This window comes from Promicromonospora aerolata, assembly GCF_042682255.1.
GTDB classification, from domain to species: Bacteria; Actinomycetota; Actinomycetes; order Actinomycetales; family Cellulomonadaceae; genus Promicromonospora; species Promicromonospora aerolata.
This window is the reverse complement of the sequence record NZ_JBHUHF010000001.1, coordinates 5591078-5617609: the sequence shown is the minus strand read 5'-3', so window position 1 is coordinate 5617609 and position 26532 is coordinate 5591078. Positions and strand designations below refer to the sequence as shown.

The 26532-nt window shown below is 73.1% G+C and carries 26 protein-coding genes; 5 read left to right on the top strand and 21 right to left on the bottom strand.

Features of this window, described 5'->3' with window-relative positions; all coding sequences use genetic code 11:
- Window positions 1-37 precede the first annotated feature (37 nt).
- Entirely contained in the window at window positions 38-691 is a 654-nt protein-coding gene (locus ACFSL2_RS24990) for an NADPH-dependent F420 reductase (protein ID WP_377200429.1), read from the bottom strand.
- Between the two features lie 282 nt (window positions 692-973).
- Between ACFSL2_RS24990 and ACFSL2_RS24985 the strand changes: the two genes are divergently transcribed.
- Window positions 974-1936: a zinc-binding dehydrogenase gene (locus tag ACFSL2_RS24985; protein WP_377200428.1), complete on the top strand. Its 963-nt coding sequence runs from the start codon at window positions 974-976 to the stop codon at window positions 1934-1936.
- A 69-nt stretch (window positions 1937-2005) separates the two neighbouring features.
- Here ACFSL2_RS24985 and ACFSL2_RS24980 read toward each other — a convergent pair whose 3' ends face one another.
- From ACFSL2_RS24980 to ACFSL2_RS24905, 16 genes are all read right to left on the bottom strand, one after another.
- The gene (locus tag ACFSL2_RS24980; protein WP_377200892.1) at window positions 2006-3523 is read right to left on the bottom strand and encodes an HNH endonuclease; all 1518 of its coding nucleotides are present in this window, start codon (window positions 3521-3523) and stop codon (window positions 2006-2008) included.
- Window positions 3524-3727: 204 nt separating this feature from the next.
- On the bottom strand, window positions 3728-3889 hold the full coding sequence (locus tag ACFSL2_RS24975; RefSeq protein ID WP_377200427.1) for a hypothetical protein: 162 nt from the start codon (window positions 3887-3889) through the stop codon (window positions 3728-3730).
- A gap of 182 nt (window positions 3890-4071) precedes the next feature.
- Entirely contained in the window at window positions 4072-4935 is an 864-nt protein-coding gene (locus tag ACFSL2_RS24970) for an HpcH/HpaI aldolase/citrate lyase family protein (RefSeq protein ID WP_377200426.1), read from the bottom strand.
- Window positions 4932-6140, bottom strand: a complete 1209-nt coding sequence (locus tag ACFSL2_RS24965) for a CaiB/BaiF CoA transferase family protein (RefSeq protein WP_377200425.1) — start codon at window positions 6138-6140, stop codon at window positions 4932-4934. The genes ACFSL2_RS24970 and ACFSL2_RS24965 overlap by 4 nt, the downstream gene beginning before the upstream one ends.
- Window positions 6137-8227 (bottom strand): SUMF1/EgtB/PvdO family nonheme iron enzyme, encoded by a 2091-nt coding sequence (locus ACFSL2_RS24960; protein ID WP_377200424.1) that lies wholly within the window; start codon window positions 8225-8227, stop codon window positions 6137-6139. Before ACFSL2_RS24960 ends, ACFSL2_RS24965 begins: the two co-directional genes overlap by 4 nt.
- A complete protein-coding gene (locus tag ACFSL2_RS24955) occupies window positions 8224-9180 on the bottom strand; it encodes a ribokinase (protein ID WP_377200423.1) in 957 nt (318 codons plus the stop codon). The genes ACFSL2_RS24960 and ACFSL2_RS24955 overlap by 4 nt, the downstream gene beginning before the upstream one ends.
- The gene (locus ACFSL2_RS24950) at window positions 9177-10565 is read right to left on the bottom strand and encodes an ADP-ribosylglycohydrolase family protein (protein ID WP_377200422.1); all 1389 of its coding nucleotides are present in this window, start codon (window positions 10563-10565) and stop codon (window positions 9177-9179) included. The genes ACFSL2_RS24955 and ACFSL2_RS24950 overlap by 4 nt, the downstream gene beginning before the upstream one ends.
- Entirely contained in the window at window positions 10562-11749 is a 1188-nt protein-coding gene (locus ACFSL2_RS24945) for an ADP-ribosylglycohydrolase family protein (protein WP_377200421.1), read from the bottom strand. The genes ACFSL2_RS24950 and ACFSL2_RS24945 overlap by 4 nt, the downstream gene beginning before the upstream one ends.
- Window positions 11750-11834: 85 nt before the next feature.
- Window positions 11835-13112 (bottom strand): ABC transporter substrate-binding protein, encoded by a 1278-nt coding sequence (locus ACFSL2_RS24940; protein ID WP_377200420.1) that lies wholly within the window; start codon window positions 13110-13112, stop codon window positions 11835-11837.
- 46 nt (window positions 13113-13158) lie between these two features.
- The gene (locus tag ACFSL2_RS24935; RefSeq protein ID WP_377200419.1) at window positions 13159-13998 is read right to left on the bottom strand and encodes a carbohydrate ABC transporter permease; all 840 of its coding nucleotides are present in this window, start codon (window positions 13996-13998) and stop codon (window positions 13159-13161) included.
- 4 nt (window positions 13999-14002) lie between these two features.
- On the bottom strand, window positions 14003-14968 hold the full coding sequence (locus tag ACFSL2_RS24930) for a carbohydrate ABC transporter permease (RefSeq protein ID WP_377200418.1): 966 nt from the start codon (window positions 14966-14968) through the stop codon (window positions 14003-14005).
- The gene (locus tag ACFSL2_RS24925) at window positions 14965-16035 is read right to left on the bottom strand and encodes a LacI family DNA-binding transcriptional regulator (RefSeq protein ID WP_377200417.1); all 1071 of its coding nucleotides are present in this window, start codon (window positions 16033-16035) and stop codon (window positions 14965-14967) included. Before ACFSL2_RS24925 ends, ACFSL2_RS24930 begins: the two co-directional genes overlap by 4 nt.
- Before the next feature lie 276 nt (window positions 16036-16311).
- Window positions 16312-17508 carry an MFS transporter gene (locus ACFSL2_RS24920; protein ID WP_377200416.1) on the bottom strand — a complete coding sequence of 399 codons (1197 nt, stop codon included), beginning with the start codon at window positions 17506-17508 and terminating at the stop codon, window positions 16312-16314.
- A gap of 70 nt (window positions 17509-17578) precedes the next feature.
- A complete protein-coding gene (locus ACFSL2_RS24915) occupies window positions 17579-18628 on the bottom strand; it encodes a CobW family GTP-binding protein (protein WP_377200415.1) in 1050 nt (349 codons plus the stop codon).
- Window positions 18625-19377, bottom strand: coding sequence for a class I SAM-dependent methyltransferase (locus ACFSL2_RS24910; protein WP_377200414.1), 753 nt, complete (start codon window positions 19375-19377; stop codon window positions 18625-18627). Before ACFSL2_RS24910 ends, ACFSL2_RS24915 begins: the two co-directional genes overlap by 4 nt.
- A gap of 31 nt (window positions 19378-19408) precedes the next feature.
- Complete coding sequence (locus ACFSL2_RS24905) at window positions 19409-19729, bottom strand: LysR substrate-binding domain-containing protein (RefSeq protein WP_377200413.1); 321 nt, start codon at window positions 19727-19729, stop codon at window positions 19409-19411.
- A 9-nt stretch (window positions 19730-19738) separates the two neighbouring features.
- Here ACFSL2_RS24905 and ACFSL2_RS24900 point away from each other — a divergent pair, with 9 nt between their 5' ends.
- The gene (locus ACFSL2_RS24900; RefSeq protein ID WP_377200412.1) at window positions 19739-20224 is read left to right on the top strand and encodes a glycoside hydrolase family 16 protein; all 486 of its coding nucleotides are present in this window, start codon (window positions 19739-19741) and stop codon (window positions 20222-20224) included.
- Window positions 20225-20242: 18 nt separating this feature from the next.
- On the opposite strand, the gene ACFSL2_RS24895 is transcribed toward ACFSL2_RS24900, so the two are convergent.
- Window positions 20243-20884, bottom strand: a complete 642-nt coding sequence (locus ACFSL2_RS24895) for an NADPH-dependent F420 reductase (RefSeq protein ID WP_377200411.1) — start codon at window positions 20882-20884, stop codon at window positions 20243-20245.
- A gap of 59 nt (window positions 20885-20943) precedes the next feature.
- On the opposite strand from ACFSL2_RS24895, the gene ACFSL2_RS24890 reads away from it, so the two are divergent.
- On the top strand, window positions 20944-21588 hold the full coding sequence (locus tag ACFSL2_RS24890; protein ID WP_377200410.1) for a TetR/AcrR family transcriptional regulator: 645 nt from the start codon (window positions 20944-20946) through the stop codon (window positions 21586-21588).
- Between the two features lie 15 nt (window positions 21589-21603).
- Here the strand turns inward: ACFSL2_RS24890 and ACFSL2_RS24885 are convergent, their stop codons facing one another.
- The 3 genes from ACFSL2_RS24885 to ACFSL2_RS24875 all read right to left on the bottom strand — a co-directional run bounded on the left by ACFSL2_RS24885 (window position 21604) and on the right by ACFSL2_RS24875 (window position 24473).
- Window positions 21604-22731, bottom strand: coding sequence for a Gfo/Idh/MocA family protein (locus ACFSL2_RS24885; RefSeq protein ID WP_377200409.1), 1128 nt, complete (start codon window positions 22729-22731; stop codon window positions 21604-21606).
- On the bottom strand, window positions 22728-23477 hold the full coding sequence (locus ACFSL2_RS24880; RefSeq protein ID WP_377200408.1) for a sugar phosphate isomerase/epimerase family protein: 750 nt from the start codon (window positions 23475-23477) through the stop codon (window positions 22728-22730). The genes ACFSL2_RS24885 and ACFSL2_RS24880 overlap by 4 nt, the downstream gene beginning before the upstream one ends.
- 99 nt (window positions 23478-23576) lie before the next feature.
- Window positions 23577-24473 (bottom strand): LysR family transcriptional regulator, encoded by an 897-nt coding sequence (locus tag ACFSL2_RS24875; RefSeq protein ID WP_377200407.1) that lies wholly within the window; start codon window positions 24471-24473, stop codon window positions 23577-23579.
- A gap of 103 nt (window positions 24474-24576) precedes the next feature.
- Between ACFSL2_RS24875 and ACFSL2_RS24870 the strand changes: the two genes are divergently transcribed.
- Complete coding sequence (locus ACFSL2_RS24870; RefSeq protein ID WP_377200406.1) at window positions 24577-25449, top strand: aldo/keto reductase; 873 nt, start codon at window positions 24577-24579, stop codon at window positions 25447-25449.
- Between the two features lie 62 nt (window positions 25450-25511).
- On the top strand, window positions 25512-26444 hold the full coding sequence (locus tag ACFSL2_RS24865; protein ID WP_377200405.1) for an aldo/keto reductase: 933 nt from the start codon (window positions 25512-25514) through the stop codon (window positions 26442-26444).
- Window positions 26445-26532: the final 88 nt, after the last annotated feature.

Below are 26532 nucleotides of genomic sequence, written 5' to 3'. Positions count from 1 at the left end.
AACCCGGCCGGTGTGCGGCCGCTCGGGGCCGGCCTGGTCACCCCCGGAGGGCGGGGTTCGCCTGCTCCAGGTTGAGCGCCAGCTCCTCGCGGCTCTGCCAACCGGAGCGGACCCACGCGGGCTGCCCCGGCGCGTTGCGCCAGGACTCGCTCAGCGGGCTGTGGTCCGCGGCGTCGAACCCGAGCTGGTCGTACAGCCGCGTGACGACGTCCACGGCCTCCGGGTGGTCGCTCGACACGGCCAGCGCCACCCGCTCGGGATGGCCCGCCGGTCGGGCAGCGGCGCGCAGCCGCTCGTGCTGGATGTGGGTGAACGCCTTGGCGACCCTGGACCGTGGGAGCTGTTCCTGGCGCAGCTGGTGCACCGTCCGCTCGCCGGAGTCGATCACCGGGATGTGGCCGTCGCGCCAGACCATGTAGTTGTTCGTGTCCAGGACCACCTTGCCCGCGAGCTCGGCGACCGGGAGGTCGTGCGCGATGCTGAGCGGGAAGGACAGGATCACGAAGTCGCCCGCCGCCGCGGCCTCCGGCGCGTGTGCGGCTCGTGCCGACGGGCCGAGGTCGTCGATCAGCCCGCGGAGCGTCTGCGGTCCTCGCGAGTTGGCGATCACGACGCGGTACCCCTGCGCGATCGCCGCGCGGGCTATCTCGCTGCCCATGTCGCCGGCGCCGATCATCCCGATCGTCTCCACGGCTTCCTCCTGACGATGCTGATGTGGTGGGCCGTGCTGCTCGATGGCCCGTGGTCAGGACCCTAGGAGCGCCCGGGCGAAACAGCCAGAGCCGCCTCGGACCCGGGGGGTGCCAGACCCCCCGCACCGCACTGCGGCCACGTGACCCGGCCGCCAACTGGAGCAGTCTGTCGGGCATCCCTCTCACTTCGCCGAAGTGGACGCCCCCGTCCGTTAGCGTCCCGACCGGAGGCCAGAGACCCCGAAGTTCAGACACACGCGTAGCAGCACAGGAGACGAGCAATGCGAGCAGTGACGATCGAGCGATTCGGCGACCCGAGCGGCATGGCGGTGACCGACGTTCCGGTGCCCGCCCCCGGCCCCGGGCAGCTGGTGATCGAGACGGAGGCGATCGGGGTCGGCGGCGTCGACGCCGTCATCCGCCGGGGGACGCTCGCCGGGTACGGCTTCACCACGGGCCTGATCCCCGGCAGCGAGGTCGCCGGCACGGTGACGGCCGTCGCCGCCGACGTCGACGCGTCGTGGCTGGGTCGCCGGGTGTGGGCGTTCACCGGCACCGGCGGCGGCTACGCCGAGCACGCGCTCGCGCAGGTGGCCGACGTCGATGCGCTGCCCGCCGAGCTCTCGGCGGTCGACGCGGTGACCCTCGGGAACGCTGGGCCGGTCGCGCACTTCGCGCTCGCGCACGCGCACTTCGCGTCCGGCGAGTCAGTGCTCGTCCGCGGGGCGGCAGGGAGCATCGGCATCGCGACCGTGGAGCTGGCGGCGCTCGGTGGCGCGAGCGCGGTCGCCGTGACGACGTCGTCGCCCGAGCGCGGGGGCCGGCTCCGTGCCCTCGGGGCGACGCACGTGCTCGACCGCTCCGGCGGCGGCGACCCGGGCGCACCGAGCTCCTATGACGTGATCATCGACATCGCGGGCGGACCCGGCACGTCCGAGTTCGTCGACCGGCTCGCCCCGAACGGGCGCCTCGTCGTCGTGGGCGCGATCGCCGGCATGCCCCCCACGGACTTCGGCGAGCGGCTCCTGCGCGCATTCCAGCAGTCCCGTTCGGTCGCGACGTTCAGCCTCGATACCGTTCCCACGTCGGAGCGGGACGCCGTCCGGGCCGCACAGTTCGCCGCCGCCGCGCGGGGCGAGCTGCACGCTGTCGTGCACGACGTCCTTCCCCTGGGCCAGGCCGCCGACGCGCATCGTCAGATGGACGAGGGCACGGTGTTCGGCCGGATCGTGCTCGTGCCCTGACGGTCGTGCGCCGTGCTGCCGGCCGCCCTGGTCGTCGGCAGCATGACCGCGACGGGGTGTGCCGCTCGCCTATGCGCCGGTTCCCGGCATGGTGCGAGCAGGGCTGTGCCCCCACGAGAGGTCGGGCCGGCCGCTGGGGCGACGAGATCGTGGTCGCGATCTGGGCCGGTACGCAATTGCGGCGCTGCGCGGCCCGGTGTGGCAGCCGATGCTGTACCGGCTGCGTGGGATGCGCCCAGGTGCGGGGCCGGTCGTGCCGACAGCCGGGGTCCATCCCGGAGCATGATCGTGGACGGGTTCGCGCGTGCGGACGGGTTCGGGTGGTCGGGGCGTGACGGCGGTATAGGTGTGCCCGGTCGGGGTGATCGTCTCTACGCTGTGTCGGCCGTCGGTCTGGGTGGTTTGCTGTCGCCAGCCCGGTGCTTGTTTCGCGTGGTTGCACTGGGCGCACAGTCCTTGACCGTTGGTCAGGCTGGTCTCGCCGCCCTCGGCGTGCGGGGTGACGTGGTCGGTGTGCCGCACGGGTGCGTCGCACCACGACGTGGCGCAGATGCCCTGTTCCCGGGCGCGGAGCAGCGCGGCCAGGCCCTGCGGGTGGAACCGGGACGCGGACGTCGTCGCGAGCAGACGGCCGTGGGGGTCGACGTAGATCGCGCGGAGCCAGGCGACGTCGGCGTCGATCCCGTGCGCGGCAAGGTTCCGTGCCACCGGGCCCGGGACCGTACCTGCGCCCACGGGCATACCCTCGGGCACCACGGCAGGCAGGGCACCCCCGGCGAGCAGGGTCTGGTCGGAGACCAGCAGGTTGATCATGACCGGCACGTCATCCGCGTGGCCGGGCTCGCGGCCGGTGACCCGTTCGATCAGGGTGTCGGCCATGATCTGCCCGGCACCACGCCCGTCGCCGGCCGCTTTGGCGGCGGCGGCGTGCGCCGTGAGCTGCGCGTAGGCCTGCACGCCCTGCTGCATCGGGACCAGCGCGGTCAGGTAGACCATCAGGTCGGGCGCCGGACGCACCGAGACCCGCCGCTCCGCCACGGCCCTCGCGTTCCGCTGCACACACGCATGCACGTCCAGCCGGGCTGCCAGCTCCTTGACCCGGGCGACCAGCCGCCGGGTCCCCCACCGGGCCAGTGCCGCCCGAGCCGTGGGCCCGCAGAGCTCTTCATCGACCCGCGCCCGGTGCTCGACGGACAGGTGCGACGTCTCCCGCACCAGCAGCGTCGCCCGCCACTGCGACAGCACACCGGTCCGTAGGGCGTCGAAGGTGTGCGGCATCTGCGTGAGCCAGGCCCGGGCCGTGCCCAGGAACGAGCCACCCGCGTGCGGACTCACCCGCATCGCCGCACCGACCTGGCTCGACACACCACGCCCCCGCCGCTCGGCCCGAATCCCCTGTGCCGACTCGTCGGACTTCGTCGCCTCTTGCAACGCGACCGCCAACCGCGCCTGCGCAGCGGCCACAGTGTTCTTCACGGCCTCCAGCTCACCCAGCAGATCCACCCACCCGGCCTGCACCTGCTTCGACACCGGGCCATCCGTGTCGGTGCCACCCGGCAGGATCAGACCCGCCAGCCGCTCGCGCATCGCCTCAACGTCCGCGAGGCGTACCACCGCTCCGTCGCTGATGGGCAGCACCGACCCGAGAGGCTGGTCGCCCGCTCCAGGTGCACTCACCGTCGCTGTCATGCCACCATCTTATGGCACATCTGTTCTATCCGCTCGTCGAGCGAGCATCGTCTGCCGACAGCAGAAAGCGAGACCGGTCGCCGGCGTCGGCCAGGGGGCGCGTCACATCTGGATGGCGCCCTGTGCTCGCAACGCATCCTCGGGCACCACGGCTCGGCGTGCGGCTTCGGCAACGATCACGTCGGCCGACTCCTCGGGCGCCTGCTCTCCCGAGTCGAGCCACCAGCCGAGGTCACCCAGCTCCCGCCGCTGGTTCCGCGCCAAGGGAGCGAAGTTATAGTCCACGCGGGTCTCGACCGCGCGGGTCGCGTTCCGGTGCCGCGCCACGTCCAGCGGTGCGCGACACGGTGGTCTTTCCCGCCCCGGGTGTCCCGGTGATCAGCAAGCAGCCGGCCGGCGCCTCTCGATGAATCACCTCGCCACCCTGGCATCCGGCATCAAGCCTTTTATCGGGCGGAGGCGAGCCCCAGCACCCACCGCGCCCGCTCCACCATCGCGACGTCGAGGAACGTCCCGTCCGTCAGCGCCACGGCGCCCACGCCCTCGGTCGCGGCGTCCCCGACGCGCGCCAGCACCTCCCGCGCCGCGGCGACCTCCGCCGACGAGGGCAGGAACGCGGTCCGGATCGTGTCGAGCTGCCCCGGATGGATCGCCGTCCGGCCGCAGAACCCGAGCGCGCGTCCGGCGCGGCACGACGCCGCCAGCCCGTCGAGGTCCCGCACGTTGGTGTACGCCGACATGTGCGGGGGCGGCAGCCGGGCGGCCCGGGCCGCGACGACGACCCGGGCGCGCGCCCAGGTGAGCCCCTCGTCGCCGTCGACCCGCAGGTCGGAGCGCAGGTCCGCCTCCCCCAGCCCGATCGACGCGACCTGCGGCGACGCCGTCGCCAGCTCGAACGCCCGCTCGACGCCGAGCGCCGACTCGACCAGCAGGTGCAGCGCCCGGCCGGGCAGCGCGGCCGCGAGCGAACGCACCTCGTCGGCCGACTCCACCTTGGGGACCCGTGCACCGACGCCCACGGGCAGCACCGCGACCATCGCGACGTCGTCCGCGTGCCACGGCGTGCCGGGATGGTTGATCCGCACCTGAACCGCACGACCGCTCACCGCGGCAAGGAGCCCTGCCACGTTCTCGCGTGCCTCGTCCTTGCGCGACGGCGCGACGGCGTCCTCCAGGTCGACGAGCACCGCGTCGGCCGACGACGCCAGGGCCTTGGTCACCCGGTCGGGCCGGTCGGCCGGCACGTACAGGAGGGTCAGCGGCGTGGCTCCGCCCGCGACAGCACGCCCACCCTCGACCGCACCGGTCATACCGCCCCCTCCTCCCGCAACTCGGCGATCCGCTCGGGGGAGAACCCGAGCGCGCCGAGTACGCGATCGGTGTCCGCACCGTGGGGGCGGCCGGTGAACTGGATGACGCCGTCGTTCTCGGAGAGCCGGAACAGCGGCCCCTGCATCAGCATCGGCCCCAGCTCGGGGTCCTCGATCTCGTGGAGGGTGCCCAGCGCCTGGAACTGCGGGTCCTCCACGATGTCCCGCGCGTCGTACACCGGTGCGACGGCGGCCTGCGCCTCCTCGAACGCCGCGACCACCTCGTCCCGCGTCCGGAGCCGGATCCAGCCGCCCACCGCCTCGTCGAGCTCGTCGGCATGCATCGCGCGGTCCACGCCGCGGGCGAACCACGGCTCGTCGGCGAGGTCCGGTCTGCCCACGAGCCGCACCACGCGCTCGGCGATCGACTGGGCCGACGTGGAGACCGCCACCCAGTGCCCGTCGCTGGTGCGGTAGGTGTTGCGGGGCGCGTTGTTGCTGGACCGGTTGCCGGTGCGCGGCTGCGTGGTGCGTAGCTGGTCCCAGCGCGTGATCTGCGGCCCGAGCATCGCCAGGATCGGCTCCACGATGGCCGTGTCCACCACCTGGCCGCGGCCGGTGCGCTCGCGTGTGGTCAGCGCCGTCATGACCGCGAACGCGGTGGCGAGCGACGCGACGCCGTCGGCCAGGCCGAAGGGTGGCAGGGTGGGCGGGCCGTCGGGTTCGCCGGTCATCGCGGCGAACCCGCTCATCGCCTCGGCGAGCGTGCCGAACCCCGGGCGCGTGCGGTACGGGCCCGTCTGGCCGAACCCGGAGACGCGTGCGAGCACGAGGCGCGGGTTACGGGCCGACAGCTCCTCGTACCCGAGGCCCCAGCGTTCGAGGGTGCCGGGGCGGAAGTTCTCGATCACCACGTCCGCCTGCTCCGCGAGCGCCAGGAACACCTCGCGTCCGCCCGGTGAGCCGAGGTTCGCCGTGACGGTGCGCTTGTTGCGCCCCAGGGTCTTCCACCAGAGGTTGACGCCGTCCTTCGCGGCCCCGTGCGTACGCGACGGGTCCGGCTTGGCCGGATGTTCCACCTTGATCACGTCGGCCCCGAGGTCACCCAGGTGCATGGCCGCCATCGGCCCGGCGAACAGCGTGGACGCGTCGACGACCCGGAGCCCGGCCAGGGCGCCGTCGTCGGGGTCGCGGGAGACGGTCATCGGGTCACCTCCGGTCCCGTGGGCCCGGAGGCCGCGTCCAGGTCCCACGCGCAGCGGAACCCGACCGTGGCGCTCCGGGCGAGCCCGAGCCCCGGGAGCAGGTACTTGACCGAGTAGTCCGGGGCGTGGCGCCCGCCCTCGACGTACCAGTCCGAGTCAGCGGCCCGGTAGTCGCTGCCGCCCTTGAGCATGACGAACCGGGTGCGGCCGTCGCTGTGCTCGCTCTCGGTCCAGCTCCACACGGCGGGCGCGGTACGCTCCGGTCCGAACGCCGCCGGACGCGCCTCGCCGGCGAGCTGCCACTCGTCCTCGGTCGGCAGCCGGCCGCCACGCCAGGCGCAGTACGCGCGGGCGTCGTCGAGATCCACGAAGGTCACGGGGTGCTCGGCGGTGCGCGCGTCGGGTCCGTCCTCGGCCCAGTGCGCCAGGAACCGGTGCGGCTCGGCGGGCACGTAGTCGGTCGCGGCGAGGAACTCGGCGAACTGCGCGTTCGTCACCTCGCTCGTCGCGACGGCGACGGATGCGGCGAGCACGCCGTCGCGCTGCAGCGTGCGCGCGTCGTGCAGCCGGGGCGGGAGGGGCTTCCACTCGTCCACGTACGGCGCGCCCTGGTACATGCCGGTCTCGCGTGCGCGATACCGAACGGTCAGCGCATAGGCCCCTTGCGGCACGACGACGACGTCGGGCACAGAGCTGTCAGGCGCGGAGGTCACCCCGGTGACCCGTGCCTCCGACACGTCGGGGGCGGGGGCGACGCGGCGGGCGAGCCGGTGCGGGAACCGCGCGTCGGCGTCGTGCGGCGCGTCCGCGAGGGCGGTGAGCAGACCGGGCAGCCACGCGGGCTCCTCGGCGCCGTCGGCGAGGTGCAGCAGGGCGGCGATCCCCCGGCCTGGCACGACGACGTCCGAACCATCGGACGCGTTGCCGCCGGTCAGGGCCGTCAGCCGGCCCGACGCGCACTCCGGCGCGTCAGCGGACAGCACCCCGCCCGCGTAGTCGGCGTCGCCCCGGTTCACGAGCGTCCACAGCGTCACCCCGTCGAGCTCCCACCGCGACGCGTACACCCCGGCGGCCTCCGCCTCGGCGGTGAGGGGGGCCAGCGGCGTCCACTCACCGTCGAGCAGCAGGTCACCCGCGGCGCGCTGGACGGTCACCAGGCGGCGTACCGTCGCGGCGTCCCGCCGGGACCAGCCCACCCACACCCCGAACACGACCTCCCACACCATGACGCCCACGCCGTTGAGCCACGCGGACTGCAGCTCCTCCGAGTGGTCACGGTGCCAGCGCCGCACGTGGTGCTGCATGTGCCGGCGCTCGTACCAGTGCGCACGCAGCACGCCGGGCACCGGCGAGTCCGCGAAGAACTGCGCCCACGACGACGAGTGGTCCTCGATGCGCTCGACCGGAAGCTTCGACTCGCCCTCCAGGACGATCCCCGGACGCGCCTCCTCCAGCCGCGCGACCAGCTCCGGCTCGGCCTTCTTCAGCGTGTCGAGGAAGACGCCGTCCGCCCCGAGCTCGCGCACCACGGCGGCCAGCTCGGTCAGGTCGTCGGCCCCGCGGCGCGTGCCGACGTCCCACGGGTTGTAGTCGACGAACACGTGCAGGCCGGCGTCGTGGAAGGCCGCCACGAGCGCCACCAGTCCGGGCACGTCGCGGTAGAAGTCCCACTGGTTGCGTTCGTCCAGCCCGATGACGGGGTACGCGTGCCACAGCACCACCGCGTCGAGCCCGCCGAAGCGCTCGCGGGCGTCGGCCAGGAACCGCTCTGGCGTGAACCGCCCCTCGTCGAACGAGTACAACAGCTCGTCCCACAGCCAGACCTGCGCCACGGTGCTGCAGCGCGCCGCCCACGCGGCCTCGGGCCGGGCGTACGCGTCGCCCGTGTAGCCGTGCCGGTCCCGGGCGTCCGCCCGCCAGGCGTGCAGCGTCTCGCGCCAGGCGGGCCGGTCGGCCGGGTCGGCGGGCCCGGAGAAGATCTTCGCCTCGTCGAGCGCCGTGCTCCGCTCCGGAGTCAGCGGCCCGACGGCGACCTCGGTCGGCCGGTCGATGGGCCGTGGGACGAGGGGGTCGAACACGTACGTCATGGTGCCTCTCTCAGTTCGTCGGCCAGCGCGGCGACGTCGGCGGCGTCGGGCACGGCGTCCTGCGCGCCCGGCCGGGTGACGGCGAGCGCCCCGGCGGCGCCGGCCAGGCGCGCGGCGTCGGCGAGCTCGGCCCCGCGGGCGAGGGCGGCGGCCAGGACTCCGCAGTAGGTGTCGCCGGCTCCCGTGGTGTCGACGGCCGCGACCTGGGCGGCCGGCACGCGGACGGCGGGCACGCCGCGCCGGGCGACGAGGCTGCCCTCCCCGCCGAGGGTGACGACGACGGCGCGGACCCGGCGCAGCAGTGCCGCCGCGAGGGCTTCCGGCGGTGCGACGTCCGCCGCGCCGCCGGGCGCCGGGCCGTCCACCAGGTCGGCGGCCTCGTGCTCGTTGACGACGAGCACGTCGAGCTGCTCCCACAGCCCGTCGGGCAGCTCGCGCGAGGGTGCGGCGTTGAGGACGAAGAGCGCTCCGTCGCGACGCGCCCGGGCGCCCGCGACGACGGTGTCGAGGGGGATCTCGAGCTGGGCCAGCACGACGTCGGCGGCGATGATCCGGTCGCGCTGCGCCGCGCCGATGTGCACGTGCGAGTTGGCGCCGGGCGCCACGACTATCGCGTTCTCACCGTCGGGTGACACGGTGATCAGCGCGGTGCCGGTCGCGGTGTCGACCCGGTCGACGGTGTCGGTGCGCACGCCCGCGCCCGCCAGGGAGGCGAGCAGCAGCTCGGCCGACTCGTCCCGGCCGAGAGCGCCGACGAACGTGGTGTCCGCTCCCCCGGCCCGGGCCGCGGCGACCGCCTGGTTGGCACCCTTGCCGCCGGGCGAGCGGCGGAGGTCGCCGCCGAGGATCGTCTCGCCGCCCGCGGGATGCCGCGGCACGTCGACGACGAGGTCGACGTTCGCCGACCCCACGACGACCACGCGGCCGTCCGCCTGGTCCCGTCGGGCGGTCACGCGGCATCTCCGGACGGCGGAGCGAGCGAGACGGTGCGCGCCGCGAGGTCGGCGATGCGCTGCTCCCCACCCGGGAGCGACGTGGCGATCCGCCCGTGCAGGGGTGCGGTCCAGCGTTCCCCGATGGCATCCGGGCGCAGCGCGCCGACGACGGCGCCGACGGTGGCCGCCGCCGAGTCGGTGTCCCACCCCGCGGTGACGGCCGCCGAGACGCTGGGCCCGAACTCGCCGCGCCCGGCACTCAGCGCGAACGCGATCACGGCGGCGTTGTTCAGCACGTGCACCCAGTGCAGGTGCCCGTACTCGGCATGCAGCCGGTCGAGGCCGGCGCGTACGCCCGCCTCGCTGCCGTCGCACACGCCGCCGAGCTCGCGGCCGAGCCGCACGGCGGCGGCCAGCCGGCTGCCCGGCGGGACGACCGAGCCGGCGGCGTCGAGCACCTCGTCCACGCCGTCGGCGACCATCGCGGCCGCCCCGAGCGCCGCCGCCCACTGCGCGCCGTAGATGCCGTTGCGGGTGTGGCTGAGCCGGGCGTCGGCCCAGGCCAGCCGGGCAGCCGCGCGGACGTCGCCGGGCGAGGTCCAGCCGAGCAGGTCGGTCCGGATGAGCGCGCCGATCCACTCGCGGAACGGGTTGTCGTGCGTCGCCGTCTCCGGCACGGGACGGGCGTCCAGGATGTTCCGGTAGGCGGCGCGCTCCGCCGTGAAGGTGCGACCGGCCGGCAGGTTCTCGAGCCAGAGCTGCGCCACGTCGTCGGTGGTGAACCCGCGGCCGCGCCGCTCCAGGAGGGCGAGCGCGAGGATCGGGTAGTTCAGGTCGTCGTCCTCGGGCATCCCGTCGATGTTCTCCTCCAGCGACGTCGGCGCCGACCGGCGGTTCCAGGGCCAGCGCGCCGCGACATCGTCGGCCAGGCCCACCGCGGTGAAGTACCGCTCCAGGGGCCACCGGCCGGTCGACCGCAGGATCTCCTCGATGCCCGCCCGCGGGATCTTCTCGACGGGCTTGCCCAGGAGGCACCCGGCCGCGCGCCCCGTCCAGGCGCCCTGGACGCGCGCGGCGTACGCGGCATCGGGCCCGCCGGGTCCGGACGGCCGCCGCGGCAGCAGCGGGGCGAGCGGCAGCAGGGCCTCGATCGCGGCCCAGTCGTCCGGCTCCTCCGGGGCGGACGGCGCCGGCCGGGCCGCCAGCTCCTCCAGCAGCAACCGTGCCAGGGCCCGCAGCTCGGGCGACGCGGGGACCGGTCCGGCCCCGCTCACCGCGGGCGTCGGATCGCCGCCCGCGGCCACCCAGCGGTCGCGGACCCGGGCCACGTCCTTGCCCTCGGCCGCCGCCTGCACGAGCTCGTGCGCCAGCAGGTCCTCCGGCTGGGCCCAGGTCAGCCTCATGCGAGCTCACCCGCCCTTGCCCCGTCGGCGGCACCGACCGTGTCCAGCACCGCGAGGCGGCCCAGTGCCCGCTCACGGTCGGCGCGCAGGATGTCGGCCGCGGCGGACGCCATGAGCCGTCCGGTCTCCCGCACGTCCATCTTGCTGGCGGCCTCGATCTCGTCGAGCCACTCGGCGGGCACCACACCGCTCCCACCCAGGCCGGCCGCGACCGCGCCCGCCATGACGGCGATCGAGTCGGCGTCCCGGCCGTAGTTCACGGCGGCGAGCACCGCGCCGCGGTAGTCGCCACGATGGCCGAGCAGCAGCCCGAGCGCCGCGGGCAGCTCCTCGATCGACTTGGTCCGCGAAGGACGGCGGGCGTCCATCGACATCTGCCGGTACTCCGGCCCGACCGAGTCGTAGGGGGCCACGACCTCACGGACGAGGCGAGCGAGGCGACGCTCCTCCTCGTCGTTCTGCGGTGCGGCCGGCCAGCCCTCCACGGCTTCCACGACCGCACGGAGCGCGGCAGCCGTGCCGTCGTGCGCGACGTCGAGCGCGGCCGCCACGACGTCGTCGAGCGTGGCGCCCGGGACGACGGACGCCGCGACCATCGCCGCGAACACGCCCGCCGCCTCGCGCCCGTAGCTGGACTGGTGGGCGCCCGTGAGGTCGATCGCCTCGGCGTAGGCGCCCCGCGGGTCGCCCGCGTTGACGAGCCCGACCGGGGCCGCGTACATCGCGGCCCCGCAGTTGACGACGTTGCCGACGCCGGCCTCGCGTGGGTCCACGTGTCCATAGTGCAGCCGGGCCACCAGCCACTTCTCGGCGAGGAACACCCGCTGGAGCAGCAGTGCCGTCGACTCGAGCTCGGGGATCCAGCGGGGCTCGCCGATCATCAGCGGGACCAGGTCCTCGGCCATCGCGTACGCGTCGAGGTGCTCGCGGCGCTTCGCATACACCTCGACGAGCGCCCGCGTCATGAGGGTGTCGTCCGTGATGTGCCCGTCACCCTTGTGGTAGGGCGCGATGGGGCGTGCGTCCTGCCAGTTCGGGTACCAGGGCCCGACGATGCCGCGCACGCGGCCCCCGTGCCGCTCCTCGATCTGTTCTGGTGTCCAGCCCTCGGTGGCGCCCCCGAGGGCGTCTCCCACGGCGGCACCGGTGATCACGGCCACCGTCCGGTCCTCTAACCAGCTCACGGCTACGCTCCTTCGTCGTTCCTCGGCACGCCGCACGTCGCGACGCGGTCCCCTGCTCGGGCCCGGGGCCCGTCCCCGGGGATCGTTACTGCGTGATCTCGTCCCAGCCGTTCGTCAGCTGGTCGGCGAGCTCGGTCTCGTCCGTCTCCTGCGCGAGGTAGCGCTGGTAGGCCGGCGTGGCCACCGTGTCCTTCCACTGCGCGTAGGAGTCGACGAACAGGTACGGCGCCGAGACGAAGTTCTGGCCCGAGGCCAGGATGGTGTCCCACCCGTTCTCGTCGCCGAGCTTCTCCGCCAGGTGCTCCTGCGCGGACGTCGTCGCCGGGATCAGCGCGTCCGCCTCGTTGAGCGCCGCGAGGTGCTCGGTCTCGGTGAAGAACTCGATGAACTCCGCCGACTCCTCCACGTGCTCGGAGTCGATGTTGACCGACAGCGTCTGCGGGTTGGCCGCCTGCTGCGGCCCCTCGGGTCCGGCCAGCGGCGGCAGCGCCACCCAGTCGAGGTCCTTCGGCGCGTCCTTGGCGATGTTCGCGGCCTGGTACGAGCCCTGCACCGTCATCGCCGTCTGCCCGGCGTAGAACGAGGCGATGGCCTCGGAGCCCGACTGCGTCATGGTCACCGGCAGGATCGACTTGTCCTCGTACGCCATGTCGTGCACCAGCTCGGGCAGGGCCATCTCGCCGTCGTCGACGGTCAGGGTGGCGTCCTCGCCCGTGCCCTCGAAGTAGGTGCCGCCGAACCCGGGTGCCAGCGACATGAACGCCGCCGTCGGGCTCGACAGACCCCAGCCGAGGCCGTACACCTCGTCGCCGTCGGTGGTGGCGCTCGCGATCTCGCGCAGCTCGTCCCACGTCATGGTGTCGCCGGTCGGGATCTCCACCCCGGCGTCCTCGAGCAGCGTGCGGTTCGCGAAGACCATGTACGACTGCAGCTCCGTCGGGTAGGCGACCAGCTGGTCGTCGACCGTGACCGAGTCGAGGATGCCCTCGGGGATGTCCGCACGGCGCTCGTCCGACATGAGGTCGGTGAGGTCGGCGAGATAGCCGTCACGGGCGAAGGAGACGATGCTCGCGGCCTCGTAATGGATGATGTCGGGCGCGGCGCCGCCGTTGAACTGGGTGATCAGCTTGTCGTAGACGCCGTCCCAGCCGGCCGGGACGATCTCGACCTGCACGTCGGGGTTCGCCTCGTTCCAGTCCGCGACGATCGACTCCGTCGCCTCGATGGCGGCCGGCTGGTCCGACAGGGCCTGGAACTTCAGCGTCACCGGGCCGTCGTCGCCCGAGTCCCCGCTCCCGCAGGACGCGAGCAGCGCGGTGGTGATCGTGAGGCATGCAGCGATGGACACTCCACGAGTCTTCATGGGTCTACCTTTCCGAGAGGTGTTGCTGGGTGATCTGGGTGGGCGGTCATCCCTTGACCGCCCCGGCCATGAGGCCGCCGGTGAGCTTCTTCTGCATGATCGAGAAGAAGACGATGCTCGGGATCGCGGCGAGCACGGAGCCCGCCGCGAGGGGGCCGAGCGCGACCTTGCCCTCGCCGCCGATGAACGTCGACAGCGTGATCGGCAGGGTGTAGTTCTCGGGCGACTGGAGCAGCACGAGCGCGAAGAAGAACTCGTTCCAGGAGGACACGAAGCTGAACATCGCCGTGGCGACGACGCCGGGAGCGAGCAGCGGGAAGACGATCCGGCGCAGCACGACCAGGCGGTTACCGCCGTCCATCGCCCCGGCCTCCTCGAGGTCCACGGGGATGGCGGCCACGTAGCCCTGCAGCATCCACAGCGCGAACGGCATCGTGTACGTGGTGTGCACCAGGGTGAGGCCGACGAGGCTGTCCGTCAGCCCGATGGTCCGCAGGATGAGGAAGAGCGGCAGGATCACCAGGATCACCGGGAACACCTGGCTCACCAGGATCCAGCCGACACCGGCCACCCGGATCGCACCCTTGAGCCGCGCCAGCACGTAGGACGCGGGCAGCGCGATGAGGATGACGAGCGCCGTGGACGCGAGCGCCACCAGGACGCTGTTCCCGGCGGAGCTCACGAGGCCCTGGCGCGCCAGCGCCTCCGCGTAGTTCTCCCAGTGCCACTCCTGCGGCAGCAGGTTCACCACGAGCGAGTTGAGCTCGGCGGACGACTTCACCGACGCCGAGACGAGCCACAGCAGCGGGAAGCCGAGGAACACGATGTAGCAGGCCAGAGCCACGTACTGGGCGGGGCGGACCAGCTGCTGAGCAAAGACGCGCATCGACTCAGCCCTCCTTCTTCGTCTTCTCGAAGCGGTCGTCGCGGAACTGCGACCGCAGGTAGACCGCGAGGAGGAGGACGACCACGACGACGAGCACGACGCCCATCGCCGCGGCGTACCCGATGTTGCGGTTCTTGAACGCCTCCAGGTAGGTGAACAGCATCGGCAGCATGGTGCGGCCGCCGGGTCCGCCCTCGGTCAGCACGTAGACCAGGGAGAACGAGTTGAAGTTCCAGATGAAGTTCAGCGACGTGATCGAGGTGATGATGGGCCGCAGGCTCGGCAGCGTCACCGCGGTGAACCGGCGCCAGGCCCCGGCGCCGTCGATCGCGGCAGCCTCGTGGAGCTCTGCCGGGATCTGCTGCAGCCCGGCCAGGAGCGTCACGGTGGTCTGCGGCATGCCGACCCAGACGCCGACGACGACGACGGCCGGCAGCGCGGTGGAGAAGTCGGCGAGCCAGTTGATGTCGTCCGGCAGGCCCAGGGTGCCGAGGAACGCGTTGAGCGGTCCGGCGTTGGGCGAGTAGATCATCTTCCACATGATCGCCACGACGACGGGCGGCATCGCCCAGGGGATCAGCGCGAGCACCCGGGTGAGCGACTGCAGGCGCAGACCCGAGTTGAGCAGCTGCGCGAGGCCCAGCGCCGCGATCAGCTGGAGGAGCGTCACGGAGACGGCCCACGTCATGCCGATCCGGAACGAGTCCCAGAAGAACGAGTTGCCCGCGAGCCGCACGAAGTTGTCGACGCCGACGAACTGGTAGTCGGGCCGGCGGACGAGCTCCGCGTCCGTGAACGCGAGCAGCACACCCATCAGCAGCGGCGCGACGGACAGCACCAGGATGGGCAGCAGGGACGGCATCACCAGCGCCGCTGCTTCGCGGCGCCGGGCGCGGTCCAGGCCGGTCGGGCCGCGGCGACGCCCTCGGGGCGCCGGCGACGGCGGCCGGGGTGAGGCGAGGACGGTCATCGTGCGCTCTTCTCCTTCGAAGGTGATGGGGCCGCGACGCCGTCGGCGCGGGGCGTGGCCGTGGACTCGCGCACGACGAGGTGCGGGCCGATGGCGACCTGCTGGGCGGGCTCGACGCCGTCACCGACCCGGTCGAGGACGAGCCGGGCCGCGGCACGGCCACGGTCGGCCGACCCGAGCGAGACGCTGGTCAGGCTCGGCTGGAACACCCGGCCGATCTCGGTGTCGTCCATCCCGGTCACGGCGAGCCCGCCGGGAACGGTCAGCCCCAGCTCCCCCGCCGCCCGGATGACGCCGATGGCGAGCAGGTCGTTGGCGGCGACGACGGCGTCGAACGGGCCCGCCGCCGGGGTGCGGGACAGTAGCCGGCGGCCGGCGGCGAGCCCGGCGGCGACCGTGAAGTCTTCGGCCCGCTCGGTCTCGGCGTGCTCGCCGGCGAACGCGGCCGCGCTGGTGGCGGAGTCGAACCCGCGCTGGCGTGCGGCGCCCGGCGTGGTGTCGAGCGGGCCGTTGACGAACCCGATCCGGCGTCGGCCGATCTCGACGAGGTGGGCGACGGCCTGGCCGAGGCCCGCGGCGGAGTCCGTCGAGACGGAGTCGATGCCCTGCTTCTCGAGCGAGCGCCCGATCACGACGACGGGCACCGGTGCCTGCCGGATCGCCTCGACCAGCGCGTCGTCGGTGCGCAGGGGGCTCACGATCAACCCGTCCACGAACCCGCTGCCGAGGCTGCGGACCAGGTCCACCGTGGAGCCGACCGTGTGGCCGGTGGACATGACGACCACCCGGTAGCCATGGGGTGCGAGCACCTCGTGGATCGCGGTGAGCATCTCGACGTAGACGGGGTTACCGATGTCGGCGACGGCGAACGCGACCTGGAACGTCCGCTTCATCCGCAGCGACCGGCCGATCGCGTCGGGGCTGTAGCCCAGCTCGGCGGCGGCCGCACGGACCCGGTCCACCATCGCCTGGCTGGCACCCGTGCCGTGCAGCGCCCGCGAGGTGGACGCGAGCGACACGCCGGCGCGCTCCGCCACCTGCATCAGGGTGGCGCGTGATGACGACACTGTCACTCCACTTCGTCGTGAGGTTCGCTGGTTCTGATTCTGATCCTGGAAACGTTTCCAGTTTCTGGGACGAGTCCGGCTGGAAACGTTTCCGGTGATGGTCGTCAGTGTGGCACCAGCCCGGAGCGCCCGTCAAGCAGCCCTCAGGACTCATGAGTTTCGGTTCGTGATGGGATGGGATGAGATCGGTCGGATGGGATGAGATCGGTCGGTTGACTGACCGATCTCATCCCATCCGACCGAAGTCACTCACTCCAGCGTGACAACCGACCGAACTCACACGGCTCGCCGGCCGGCTCCTCCCACCAGCGCCACCACCGCGATCGCCACGCACAGCGCAGCCGTGGTCAGCAGGCCGACGGAGAAGCTGGTCCCCGCGGCGATGAAGCCGACGACGAGCGAGCCCAGTCCGGTGCCGGTGTCGAACCCGATGTTCCAGACCGCGCTGGCGATGCTGCGGTCGCGGTCGGGCACCGCGGCGAACGCGGTGACCAGCGTCAGGTTCTGCAGGCTGCCGTAGGCCACGCCGACGACCGTCATGCCGACCACGAGCATCTCCGCGCCGGGCCCGGTGCCGGTGAGGGACCAGGCGCACAGCGCGAGGCCTCCGGCGCACAGGACGAGCAGCGGCGGGATGAACCGGCTCGGCCCGAAGCGGTCGGCGGGCCCGCCGACGAGCCAGCGGGACAGCGCCGCGGCCGCCGTGAACCCGAGCAGGCCGAGCACCGCCACGGTCGAACCGTGCCGGAACTGCGGGGCGAAGGTGAGCAGGGCGCCGCCGGGCGTGGTCACGGCGAGCAGGACGAGCGAGGGCAGCGCGAGGGCCAGCAGCATGCGGCCGCGCCCCTGCCGCGCCTCGTCACCGGCGTCGAGACCGCCCGCGGCGATGTCGTCGAGGCGCCGGCCCAGGGCTGCGGCGAACGGTACGGCGAGCGCCGGGGCGGCGCCGACCACGAACACCACCGCGAAGTCGAGCGTCTCGGCGATCCAGGCCGCGCTCGGTACGAGGAACAGCTGCGGGGCGGCGACCGCGAGCCCGTAGACGCCGATCGCCCGCCCGCGCCGGGTGGCGTCGACCAGCGAGGCGACGGCGCTCGCGCCGCAGACGGTCAGGATCGCGAAGCCGGCGCCCCGGACGGCCGACACGGCAAGGATCCACGCGAGCTGGTCCGTGAGCATGAGCGCGAGCGAGGGCAGGCCGAGCAGCAGCACGCCGGTGCTGAGCGTGATGCGCCATCCCCACCGGCGCAGGGCCCACGGCACGGTCGTCTGGACGGCGACGGTCGCGAGCATCAGCACGGCGTTGACCAGGCCTGCACCGCCCTCGTCCGCACCGCCATGGGTGGCCCACAGGGGTGCCGTCGGGAGCAGCAGCGCGTAGCCGGCGAAGCCGAACACCGACATCCACACCAGCGCCCGGATCCCCGGTACGCGGAAGATGGGCAGATCGCGGTCCATCGGTGTCGTGCTCACGTGAACTCACCCTACGGGCGCCCGACGCCGCCGGACGACGGACGCCCCCGGCCCGCCCGGCGCCGACCGCTCACTGGCTGAGGCGCCGGTAGCGCTGGAGCCGGGCGAAGCCCTGAGCGTCCGGGCGGGCCGACGGCGCCAGCGCCCGCTCGAGCCGGTCCCGCACCTGCCCGACGTCGAGGTGCATGCCGATGGCCACGAGCTCGCCGGCGCCGTCGCCCCCGCCGCCATCTGCCGCGGGGTCGACCCCCCTGCTGGTCACGTGCACCGAGCGGCCCACGACGTTCACGACGTAGCCGCGCAGGCTGCGACCGGTGTCGACGACCACGCGCCCCTTGATCCGGTACGCGCCCGCCGGCGGGTCCTCCAGGAGGTCGACCAGCCGTCCTGGGCCGACCGGACCGGCCGCGGTGACCGTCACGGCGTCGGCGTGCTCGTGGTCGTGCTCACGCCCGTCGCGCAGCAGGGCGGCGAGGGGGAGCTGGTCGGGCGGGTCCTCGGCGGACGCCGCGTCGTAGACCAGGGCCGGATCCACGCGTCCGTACGCCGTGCGCACCACCTGAGCAGCCGGGTTGCGCTCGTGGACCCGGGCCTCGATGCGCGCGAGCGTCCGCTCGCCCTCGCGTGCGGGCAGCCGGTCGGTCTTGTTCACGACGACGAGCGAGGTCACCGCGTACCGCGCCGGCGCGTCGCCCCCGCGGTCGACGGTGCCGAAGTGCTCCACGGCGTCGACGACGTCGACCACTCCCCCGGGCCGCACCCGTTCGACGCCGCTGAACCGGATCATCCGCGCCAGCGTCAGCGGGTCGGCGATGCCGCTGGCCTCGACCAGGACGACGTCCAGCCCCAGCCGGGGGTGGGTGAGCTTCTCGAGCGCGCCGTCGAGCCCACCGGCATCGGGCAGGCAGCACAGACAGCCGCCCGCGATGGAAGCCGGCTCGTCGATCTGGCCGGTGACCAGGCCCGCATCGACGTTGACGTCGCCGAAGTCGTTGACGATCACGCCGACCCGCGCGCCGGGCTGTTGCAGCAGGTGGTTGAGGAGCGTGGTCTTGCCCGCGCCGAGATGCCCGGTCAGCGTCACCACGGGCACGCGGCCGTTCGCCGCAGGGCTGCTCATTGCCGTGCCACCGCCCAGCGGAAGGCGTTCACGAGCCGGTAGCCGCCGTCCGGCCGGCGGAACGGGGCCGCTGCGGCGACCACGACCGGGGCCAGCTCCGCGATCGTCGACGCGTCCTCCCCGAAGAGGATCCCGCGCACCAGATCGGTGTCGTGCCGCGCGGTCCACGGCACGGGCACGACGCCGTCGTCGAGCACCTCCCAGCCCGCGCTGCGCAGCAGGTCGGTGAGACCGCCCTCGACGCGCAACGGGCTGTCCTCGGGCGGATCCTCGTCGTCGGCCGTCGCGAGCGCGACGTTGATCGCGTCCAGGTCGTTCCGCGCACGCTCGGCCCACCCCGCGAGGCCGACGACGCCGTCAGGTGCCAGCACGCGGTGGGCCTCGGCGAGCGCGCGCTCCTGGTCCCCGGCGAACTGGAGGGCGTTCACGGCGAGCAGCGCGTCGAAGGCGCCGTCGTCGAACGGGAGCTGCTCGAAGTCACCGGGTCGCACCTCCGCGCCGACGGCCCGCGCGCGGGCGAGCTCGACCATGCGAGATGCCGGGTCGACGCCGCTGGGCCGAGCGCCCAGCTCCTGGAGGTGTTCGAGCAGCTCGCCGGTGCCGCAGCCGACGTCGAGCACCCGGGTGCCCGGCCCGATCGCCGCGGTGGCCAGCAGCGGCTCCCATACGGGTCGCGCGAAGCTGCCCCAGTAGCTGCCCCAGTCGTCGGCAACGCTCGACCAGGGATCATCAGGGCTCGTGCTCGGCATCACACGACAGTATCCGAACCGCGGAGCGGGCTCAGCGCAGCTCCTGCGCGACCTCGCGGAGGACCGCCACCACGACGTCCACGCTCGTCGGACGCTCCGTGCGCGTGACGGCGACGGCCGCACGACCGAACCAGGCGGGGTCGTCGACGCGGACCGTCACGACGTCGGCAGGGACGGCGACCGCGGCGATCTCCGGCAGGGTGGTGATGCCGAGGCCTGCTGCGACCAGGCCGAGGCGCGCGTGCCAGTCGCGGACCGCGTACGCGACCCTCGGTGCGGGCAGGGTGGGCCACGCCCCGAACTGCGGGTCGCCGCGCAGGCCCTTGCCGACTATCCACTGCTCCTCGGCCACGGGCTGGTCGTGCGGACCGCGACACCGACGAGCCGACTGTGGACGCCGTCGTCGGGCAGCGTCGAGGTGGTCCTGAGCGCCTCGCCAGACCCGACGTGCATGGTGGGCGTCTGGCTGGTGGGCCTCGAGGAGGACGCGCACGAGGACTCGGGCGAGATCTGCCTGGCCGAGCTCTTCGGCGACCGGTTGGGCCCGGACGGGTCGACCGTCCGGCTCGGCGTCAAGGCGCACCACGACCCGCGCCTGCGGACCGACCTGGCCGACGTCCGGCTCCCGATGGACGCGACCGCCCCGCACGCTTACGCGGCGCGGTGGGACGCGGCGGGAGTGCGCCTGCTCGTCGACGGCGAGACCATCTGGACGTCGGCCCAGGTGCTCGCCTATCCGCTCCAGCTCATGATCGACCTGTTCGAGTTTCCGGCCGGCCCACGGGACCCCGCCGGGTACCCGCGGACCGCGGTCGTCCGGTCGGTGACGGGGACCACTGGCGGGTAGGGCCCCGCCCGTCCCAGCTCAGATCACGCGCGGCGCGCGGGCCAGGTTGGCGCGCAGCTCCTCGGCGTTCTGGCGCGCCACGTAGGCGGGACGGTCCCGCTCGACGCGCCAAGACTCGCTGAGCGGTCCGACGTTCACGGTGTCGAAGCCCGCCGCGTCGTAGAACCGGGTGACGAGATCGATCGCCTCCGGGTGGTCGCTCGCCGTCGCCAGGGCCCGGCGATTCTCCGCACCCGCCCGCGTACCATCGGTCGTGATCGCGGGCGCCATGATCTGGTTGAACGCCTTGACGACCTTCGAGGTGGGCAGGTGCTCCTGCAGCAGGCCCGACGTCGTCGCCTCGCCCCGGTCGAGGGCCGCGATACGGCCGTCGCGCTCCCAGTAGTAGTTGTTCGCGTCGAGCACGACCTTGCCTGCCAGAGGCTCGACCGGGACGTCGCGGTACGCCTTGAGCGGCACCGCGACGACCGCGACGTCGGCGGCAGCGGCGGCCTCCTCGGCAGTCGCCGCCCGTGCACGCGGCCCCAGCTCCGCGACGATGTCCGTGAGCGTCTCGGGGCCGCGCGAGTTCGCGATCACCACGTCGTTGCCCTGCGCGATCGCGAGGCGCGCGACCTGGCTGCCGATGTTCCCTGATCCGATGATGCCGAATGTGCTCATAAGCGCGGCAACCTCGGTGCGGGCCCGTGCATTCCGGCCGGCTTCGTACGATGGCGTCCATGGCGAACAGCGAGGCGGCCCCCGGCGTGCGGTCGTACCGGAAGGGCCCGGAGCGGCGCGCGCAGATCCTCCTTCGCGCCATGGAGCTGTTCGCCGAGCGCGGGGTCGGCGCCTCGCTGCGGGCGATCGGCGAGGCGATCGGTGTCTCGCACGCCGCGCTGCGCTACTACTTCGCCAACCGGGACGAGCTGCTCGTCGAGGTCTACCGGACGCACGAGAACCGGGTCCACGAGGCGCAGGCGCGGGAACGGTCGGCGCCCGAAGCGGTCTCGGCCGTCGCCATGATGGAGCGCAGCGCCGAACGCAACCGCTCCATCCCTGGGCTGGTCGAGCTGTACGCGACGCTCACCACCGACGCCCTGCAGGAGCAGCAGCACCCCGAGACCCGTGCGTTCGTGCAGGCCCGGTACCAGCGCGTCCGGGCGGACCTCGCCGAGCGGGTCCGGGCGGGGCAGGAGTCCGGAGCGATAGCCGCCGACGTCGACCCCGAGGACGCGGCGGCCCTGGTCGTGGCCGCGTCGGACGGCCTGCAGCTGCAGTGGCTGCTCGCCCCCGACGACGTCGACGTCCGCCGCTCGCTGGAGCTGCTGGAACGGCTCCTGCCGGGCGCCGGGCCGGCTGAGCGCACCGCGGCCGAACCGTAAGGTGCCTGGTCAGCGTCAGCCCGGAGCCGCCACGGTGGGGTCCCAGCCCTCCGGCAGGGGCGCCACCGGTCCGACGGCGGAGTCGATCTCGACGGGCTTGCCGCCGTCCGCCGCGTCCCGGACCGCGAGCAGGATGTCCAGGACGTGGGCAGCGACCGCCCCGGAGGCGCGTTCGGTACCGCCGTCGCGGATCGAGCGCACCAGGTCGACCACGCCGGCGCCACGGCCGAGGTCGGGGCCGCTCGCCGGGAGCACCGTCGGCTCCGCCGAGCCGTAGCGCCACAGGGTCGAGTCGCCGCCGAACTCGTTGGGGTCCGGCAGGCTGATCGTCCCCTCCGTGCCGTTGATCTCGACGAACCCGCCCCGGTGCAGCGCATGCTGGAACGAGAACGTCGACTGCGCCGACCGCCCCGGGCCGAACTCGATCAGCGCGGCGTGGTGCGTCGGCACCAGCACGTCGAACACCTCGCCGGCCCGCGGGCCGCTGCCGATGGTGCGGGTCGGGCGGGAGGTGGAGGCGACCGCCTGGACCCGCGTCGCGGACCCGAAGACGTGCACGAGCGTGGTCACGTAGTACGGCCCCATGTCGAACAGGGGCCCGGCGCCGGCGGCGAACAGGAAGTCGGGGCTGGGGTGCCATGACTCCGGACCGGGCACGTGGAACATCGTGGTCGCCGTCAGCGGCTCCCCGATGTCCCCGCGCGCGATCGCCCGGAGCGCGGTCTGGATGCCTGCGCCCAGCACGGTGTCGGGGGCGCACGCGACGCGGAGGCCGCGCGCTTCCGCGTCGGCCAGCAGGGCCGACGCCGCGGTCCGGTCGAGGGCGAGCGGCTTCTCGCTCCACACGTGCTTTCCGGCGGCCAGGACGCGGTGGCCGACGTCGGCGTGCACCGCAGGGACGGTGAGGTTCACGACCACGTCGATGTCCGCACGGGCCAGCAGCTCGTCCACGCTGCCCGATGCGGGCACGCCGTAGGCCTGTGCCTGGGCGGCGGCACGGGCCTGGTCGAGGTCCGCGACGAACCGGACCTCGACGTCGGGGAACCGGGTCAGGTTCTCCAGGTACTGGGTGGAGATGTTGCCCGCACCGATGATGCCGACGCCCGCAGCACCGGGTCGGGCCGTGGCCGCTGCCCGGCTCATCGGTCGTTCTCCGCGAGCCAGGTGAACGACTGCGCGATGCCCGCGAACACGTCGCCGGCGTAGGCGTCGAACTCGATCACCCGGATCGCCTGCGGTGCGGCGGCCAGGATCGCCGGCACGCCCACCTCGCCCGAGCCCGCCGGCTGCTGTGCGTCGATGTCGCCGTCGAGCGTGCCGTCCTTGACGTGGACGAGGCGCACGCGGTCACCCAGCGCGCTCAGCAGGGCCGGGGTGTCGGCGCCGCCGACCGCCGTCCAGTAGGTGTCGACCTCCAGCACCACCGCCGGGTCCAGGTGGTCGACGAACAGCTCCAGCGCATGCCGGCCCGCGATGCGGGTGCTCAGCTCCCAGGCGTGGTTGTGGTATCCGAGCTCCAGGCCACGCTCCGTGGCCAGCGCCGCGAGCCGGTTGACCCGCTCGGCCAGGCCGGCCACCTGCTGGGCCGTCTGCCAGTGCTCGGCCGGCACGAACGGGGCGATCAACGTGGACATGCCCAACGCGGCCGCGGCGTCGAAGATCGCCTCAGGAGCTTCCGAGGCGAGCACCGGCGCATGCCCGGACGGCGCCGTCAGGCCGGCCGCCGTGAGCGCGCGACCGTACTCCGCGGCACGCTCGTGAAAACCGTACGGCTCCACGTGCTCGAACCCGATCTCGGCCAGGCGCGCCAAGGTGCCGGGCAGGTCCGCGGCGACCGCGTCCTGCACCGAGTAGAGCTGGACGGATGGTGTCGACGTCGTCGTCGGCATGGAACTCCTTCGTTCGGCACGGATACGAGGCAGCACCGGACCGGCCGCTGCGTCGCAGCCGCACCCCGGGCACCGCACGACGATCGTACCCAGAAATTCTTACAGTGGAAGGTTTTGCGCCGGGGACTCGTCCAGGAGCTCCACGAGGTGGGGCGCCGGCGAGTCGTGCCGGTCCGACCCGGTGACCACGGAGACCACCCAGTCCGCGGCACCGTCCGGCACCACCGGGACGGCGACCAGCCGGGCGGCCTGCGGCTTGCCCGCCACGTGCCGCGGCACGAGGGCGACGCCGAGGCCGCGGTCGACCAGGTCGAGCACCGCGTGCACGTCGTTGACGGTGAACCGCACCCTGCGGTGCACGCCCCGTGCGCCGAAGGCGTCGTCGTTGAGCTGTCGCACGGCCCAGGACGGGTGGAAGTCGATGAAGTTCTCGCCGCCGAGCTCGTCCCGGTCCACGGCGGGGCGCGACGCGAGCGGATGCTCCGGCGGGCACAGGAGCACCACCGGCTCCTGGCCCAGGACGGTGCGTGGCAGCACGCCGACGTGGTCGGAGGTGGCGACGAACGCGGCGTCGAGGTCGCCGTCGCGCACCCCGGTCAGCAGCTCGTGCGAGCCCGCCTGCGTGAACGCGATCTCCACCAGCGGGTAGCGACGGTGGAAGCGTTCGAGCAGCGAGGCGACATCGACGATGCCGAGGCACTGCTCCGCCCCCACCCGCAGCGTCCCGGCGAGCTCCCGCGAGACCTGCACCACCGCATCGCGCGCCTCAGTCGCGGAGGAGAGCATGGAGCGGGCGAACGGCAGCAGCGCGAGACCCGCCTCGGTCGGTTCGACCTTGCGCGTGGTCCGCGTGAACAGCCTGGTGCCCAGCTCCATCTCGAGGTTGCGGATCGCGGCGGACAGCCCGGACTGGGAGACCCCCGTGACCTCGGCGGCCCGGGTGAACTGCCGTTCGTCCGCGAGAGCGACCAGGTATTCCATCTGACGCAGTTCCATTAAGCAATACCAGTTCTAAGAATAATGATGGGGAGTTGTTGGACTTCTAGGTTATCGCTTCCTAGTCTCAGGCTCGAACCCGTCGCGACACGAGGAGCTACTCATGCAGCACCGCACCATCGGCAGCCGTACCGTCTCCGCGATCGGCCTCGGCGGCATGCCGATGTCCATCGAGGGACGCCCGGAGACCGACCGCTCGATCGCCACGATCCACGCGGCCCTCGACGCCGGCGTCACCTTCATCGACACCGCGGACGCCTACCACCTGCACGCCGACGAGGTGGGCCACAACGAGGAGCTCATCGCCTCGGCCCTGCGCTCCTACGGCGGCGACACCTCCGGCGTCCTGGTCGCCACCAAGGGTGGGCACCTGCGACCGGGCGACGGTTCCTGGACCAAGGACGGCCGGCCCGAGTACCTGAAGGAGGCCGTGAAGGCGTCGGCCAAGCGGCTCGGCGTCGAGGCCATCGGCCTGTACCAGTTCCACCGCCCCGACCCGAACGTGCCCTACGGCGACTCGGTGGGCGCGATCCGCGACCTGCTCGACGAGGGCGTCATCGAGATGGCCGGCATCTCCAACGCGAACCCGGACCAGATCCAGGAGGCCAACGACATCCTCGGCGGGCGCCTGGTCTCGGTGCAGAACCAGTTCTCGCCGCGGTTCCGCTCCTCCCTGCCCGAGCTCGAGCTCTGCGCGCAGCTCGGCATCGCGTTCCTGCCGTGGAGCCCGCTGGGCGGCATCGCACTGGCCCGCTCGGGCGAGCTCGGCGCGGAGTACACGGCGTTCCTCGAGGTCGCGGAGGCGCACGGGGTCTCCCCGTTCCGCGTGACGCTCGCGTGGGAGCTCGCGCTCGCCCCGGTCGTGGTGCCGATCCCGGGGGCCTCGCGGCCCGAGAGCGTCCAGGACTCCGCGCAGGCCGCGGACCTGACGCTCACCGACGACGAGGTCGCACGGCTCAGCGCTGCCGGCGCCTGACCGTCGGGACGCCTCGCAAGACCACTCACGACCCGCGCAAGACACCACGAGAAAAGGACCTCATGAAGACCTTCACCCTCCCCGGGACACAGCTCACCGTCCCGAACGTCGTCCTCGGCCTGATGCGCATCCAGGAGAAGACGGACGAGGAGGTGCGCACCCTGGTCAAGACCGCGCGGGACGCAGGGATCTCGTTCTTCGACCACGCCGACGTGTACGGCTCCGCCCTGCACGGGTGCGAGACGCGGTTCGCCGAGGCGATGCAGCTGACCTCGTCCGAGCGCGAGCAGGTGGTGCTCCAGACCAAGGCCGGCATCGTGCGCGAGGGTCCGTACTTCGACTTCTCGTACGAGCACATCATCGAGTCGGTCGACGGCTCGCTGGCCGCGCTCGGTACCGACTACATCGACATCCTGCTGCTGCACCGCCCGGACGCCCTCGTGGAGCCGGACGAGGTGGCGCGGGCGTTCGACGAGCTGTCGGCGGCCGGAAAGGTGCGCTCCTTCGGCGTCTCCAACCACACGCCGGGGCAGATCGAGCTGCTGCGCAAGTCCGTGTCGCAGCCGATCGTCGCCAACCAGCTCCAGCTGTCCGTGACGCACGCCCCGCTCGTGGCGCAGGGCGTGGCCGCGAACATGCAGGCGCTGGACCAGTCGGTCAGCCGCGACTCCGGCACGCTCGACTACTGCCGCCTGAACGACATCACCGTGCAGGCCTGGTCGCCGTTCCAGGCCGGGTTCTTCACCGGCGTGTTCCTCGGCTCCCCGGAGTACCCCGAGCTGAACGCCGTGATCGACCGCCTGGCAGCGCAGTACGACGTGCCGGCCATCGCGATCGCCACCGCCTGGATCACGCGCCACCCCGCGCAGATGCAGGTGGTGCTCGGCACCACTAGCCCGGAGCGGGTGGCCGGTGCCGCCCTCGGCTCGGACGTGCCGCTGACGCGCGCCGAGTGGTACGAGATGTTCCGCGCGGCGGGCTACACGGTGCCGTGACGCGGCGCCGCACGGTGGTGGGGCCCAGTGCTCTCGGGGCCGCCTGCCGTCCAAGGTGACTGCAGACGTGCGGGGTGTGTTGCGCTGC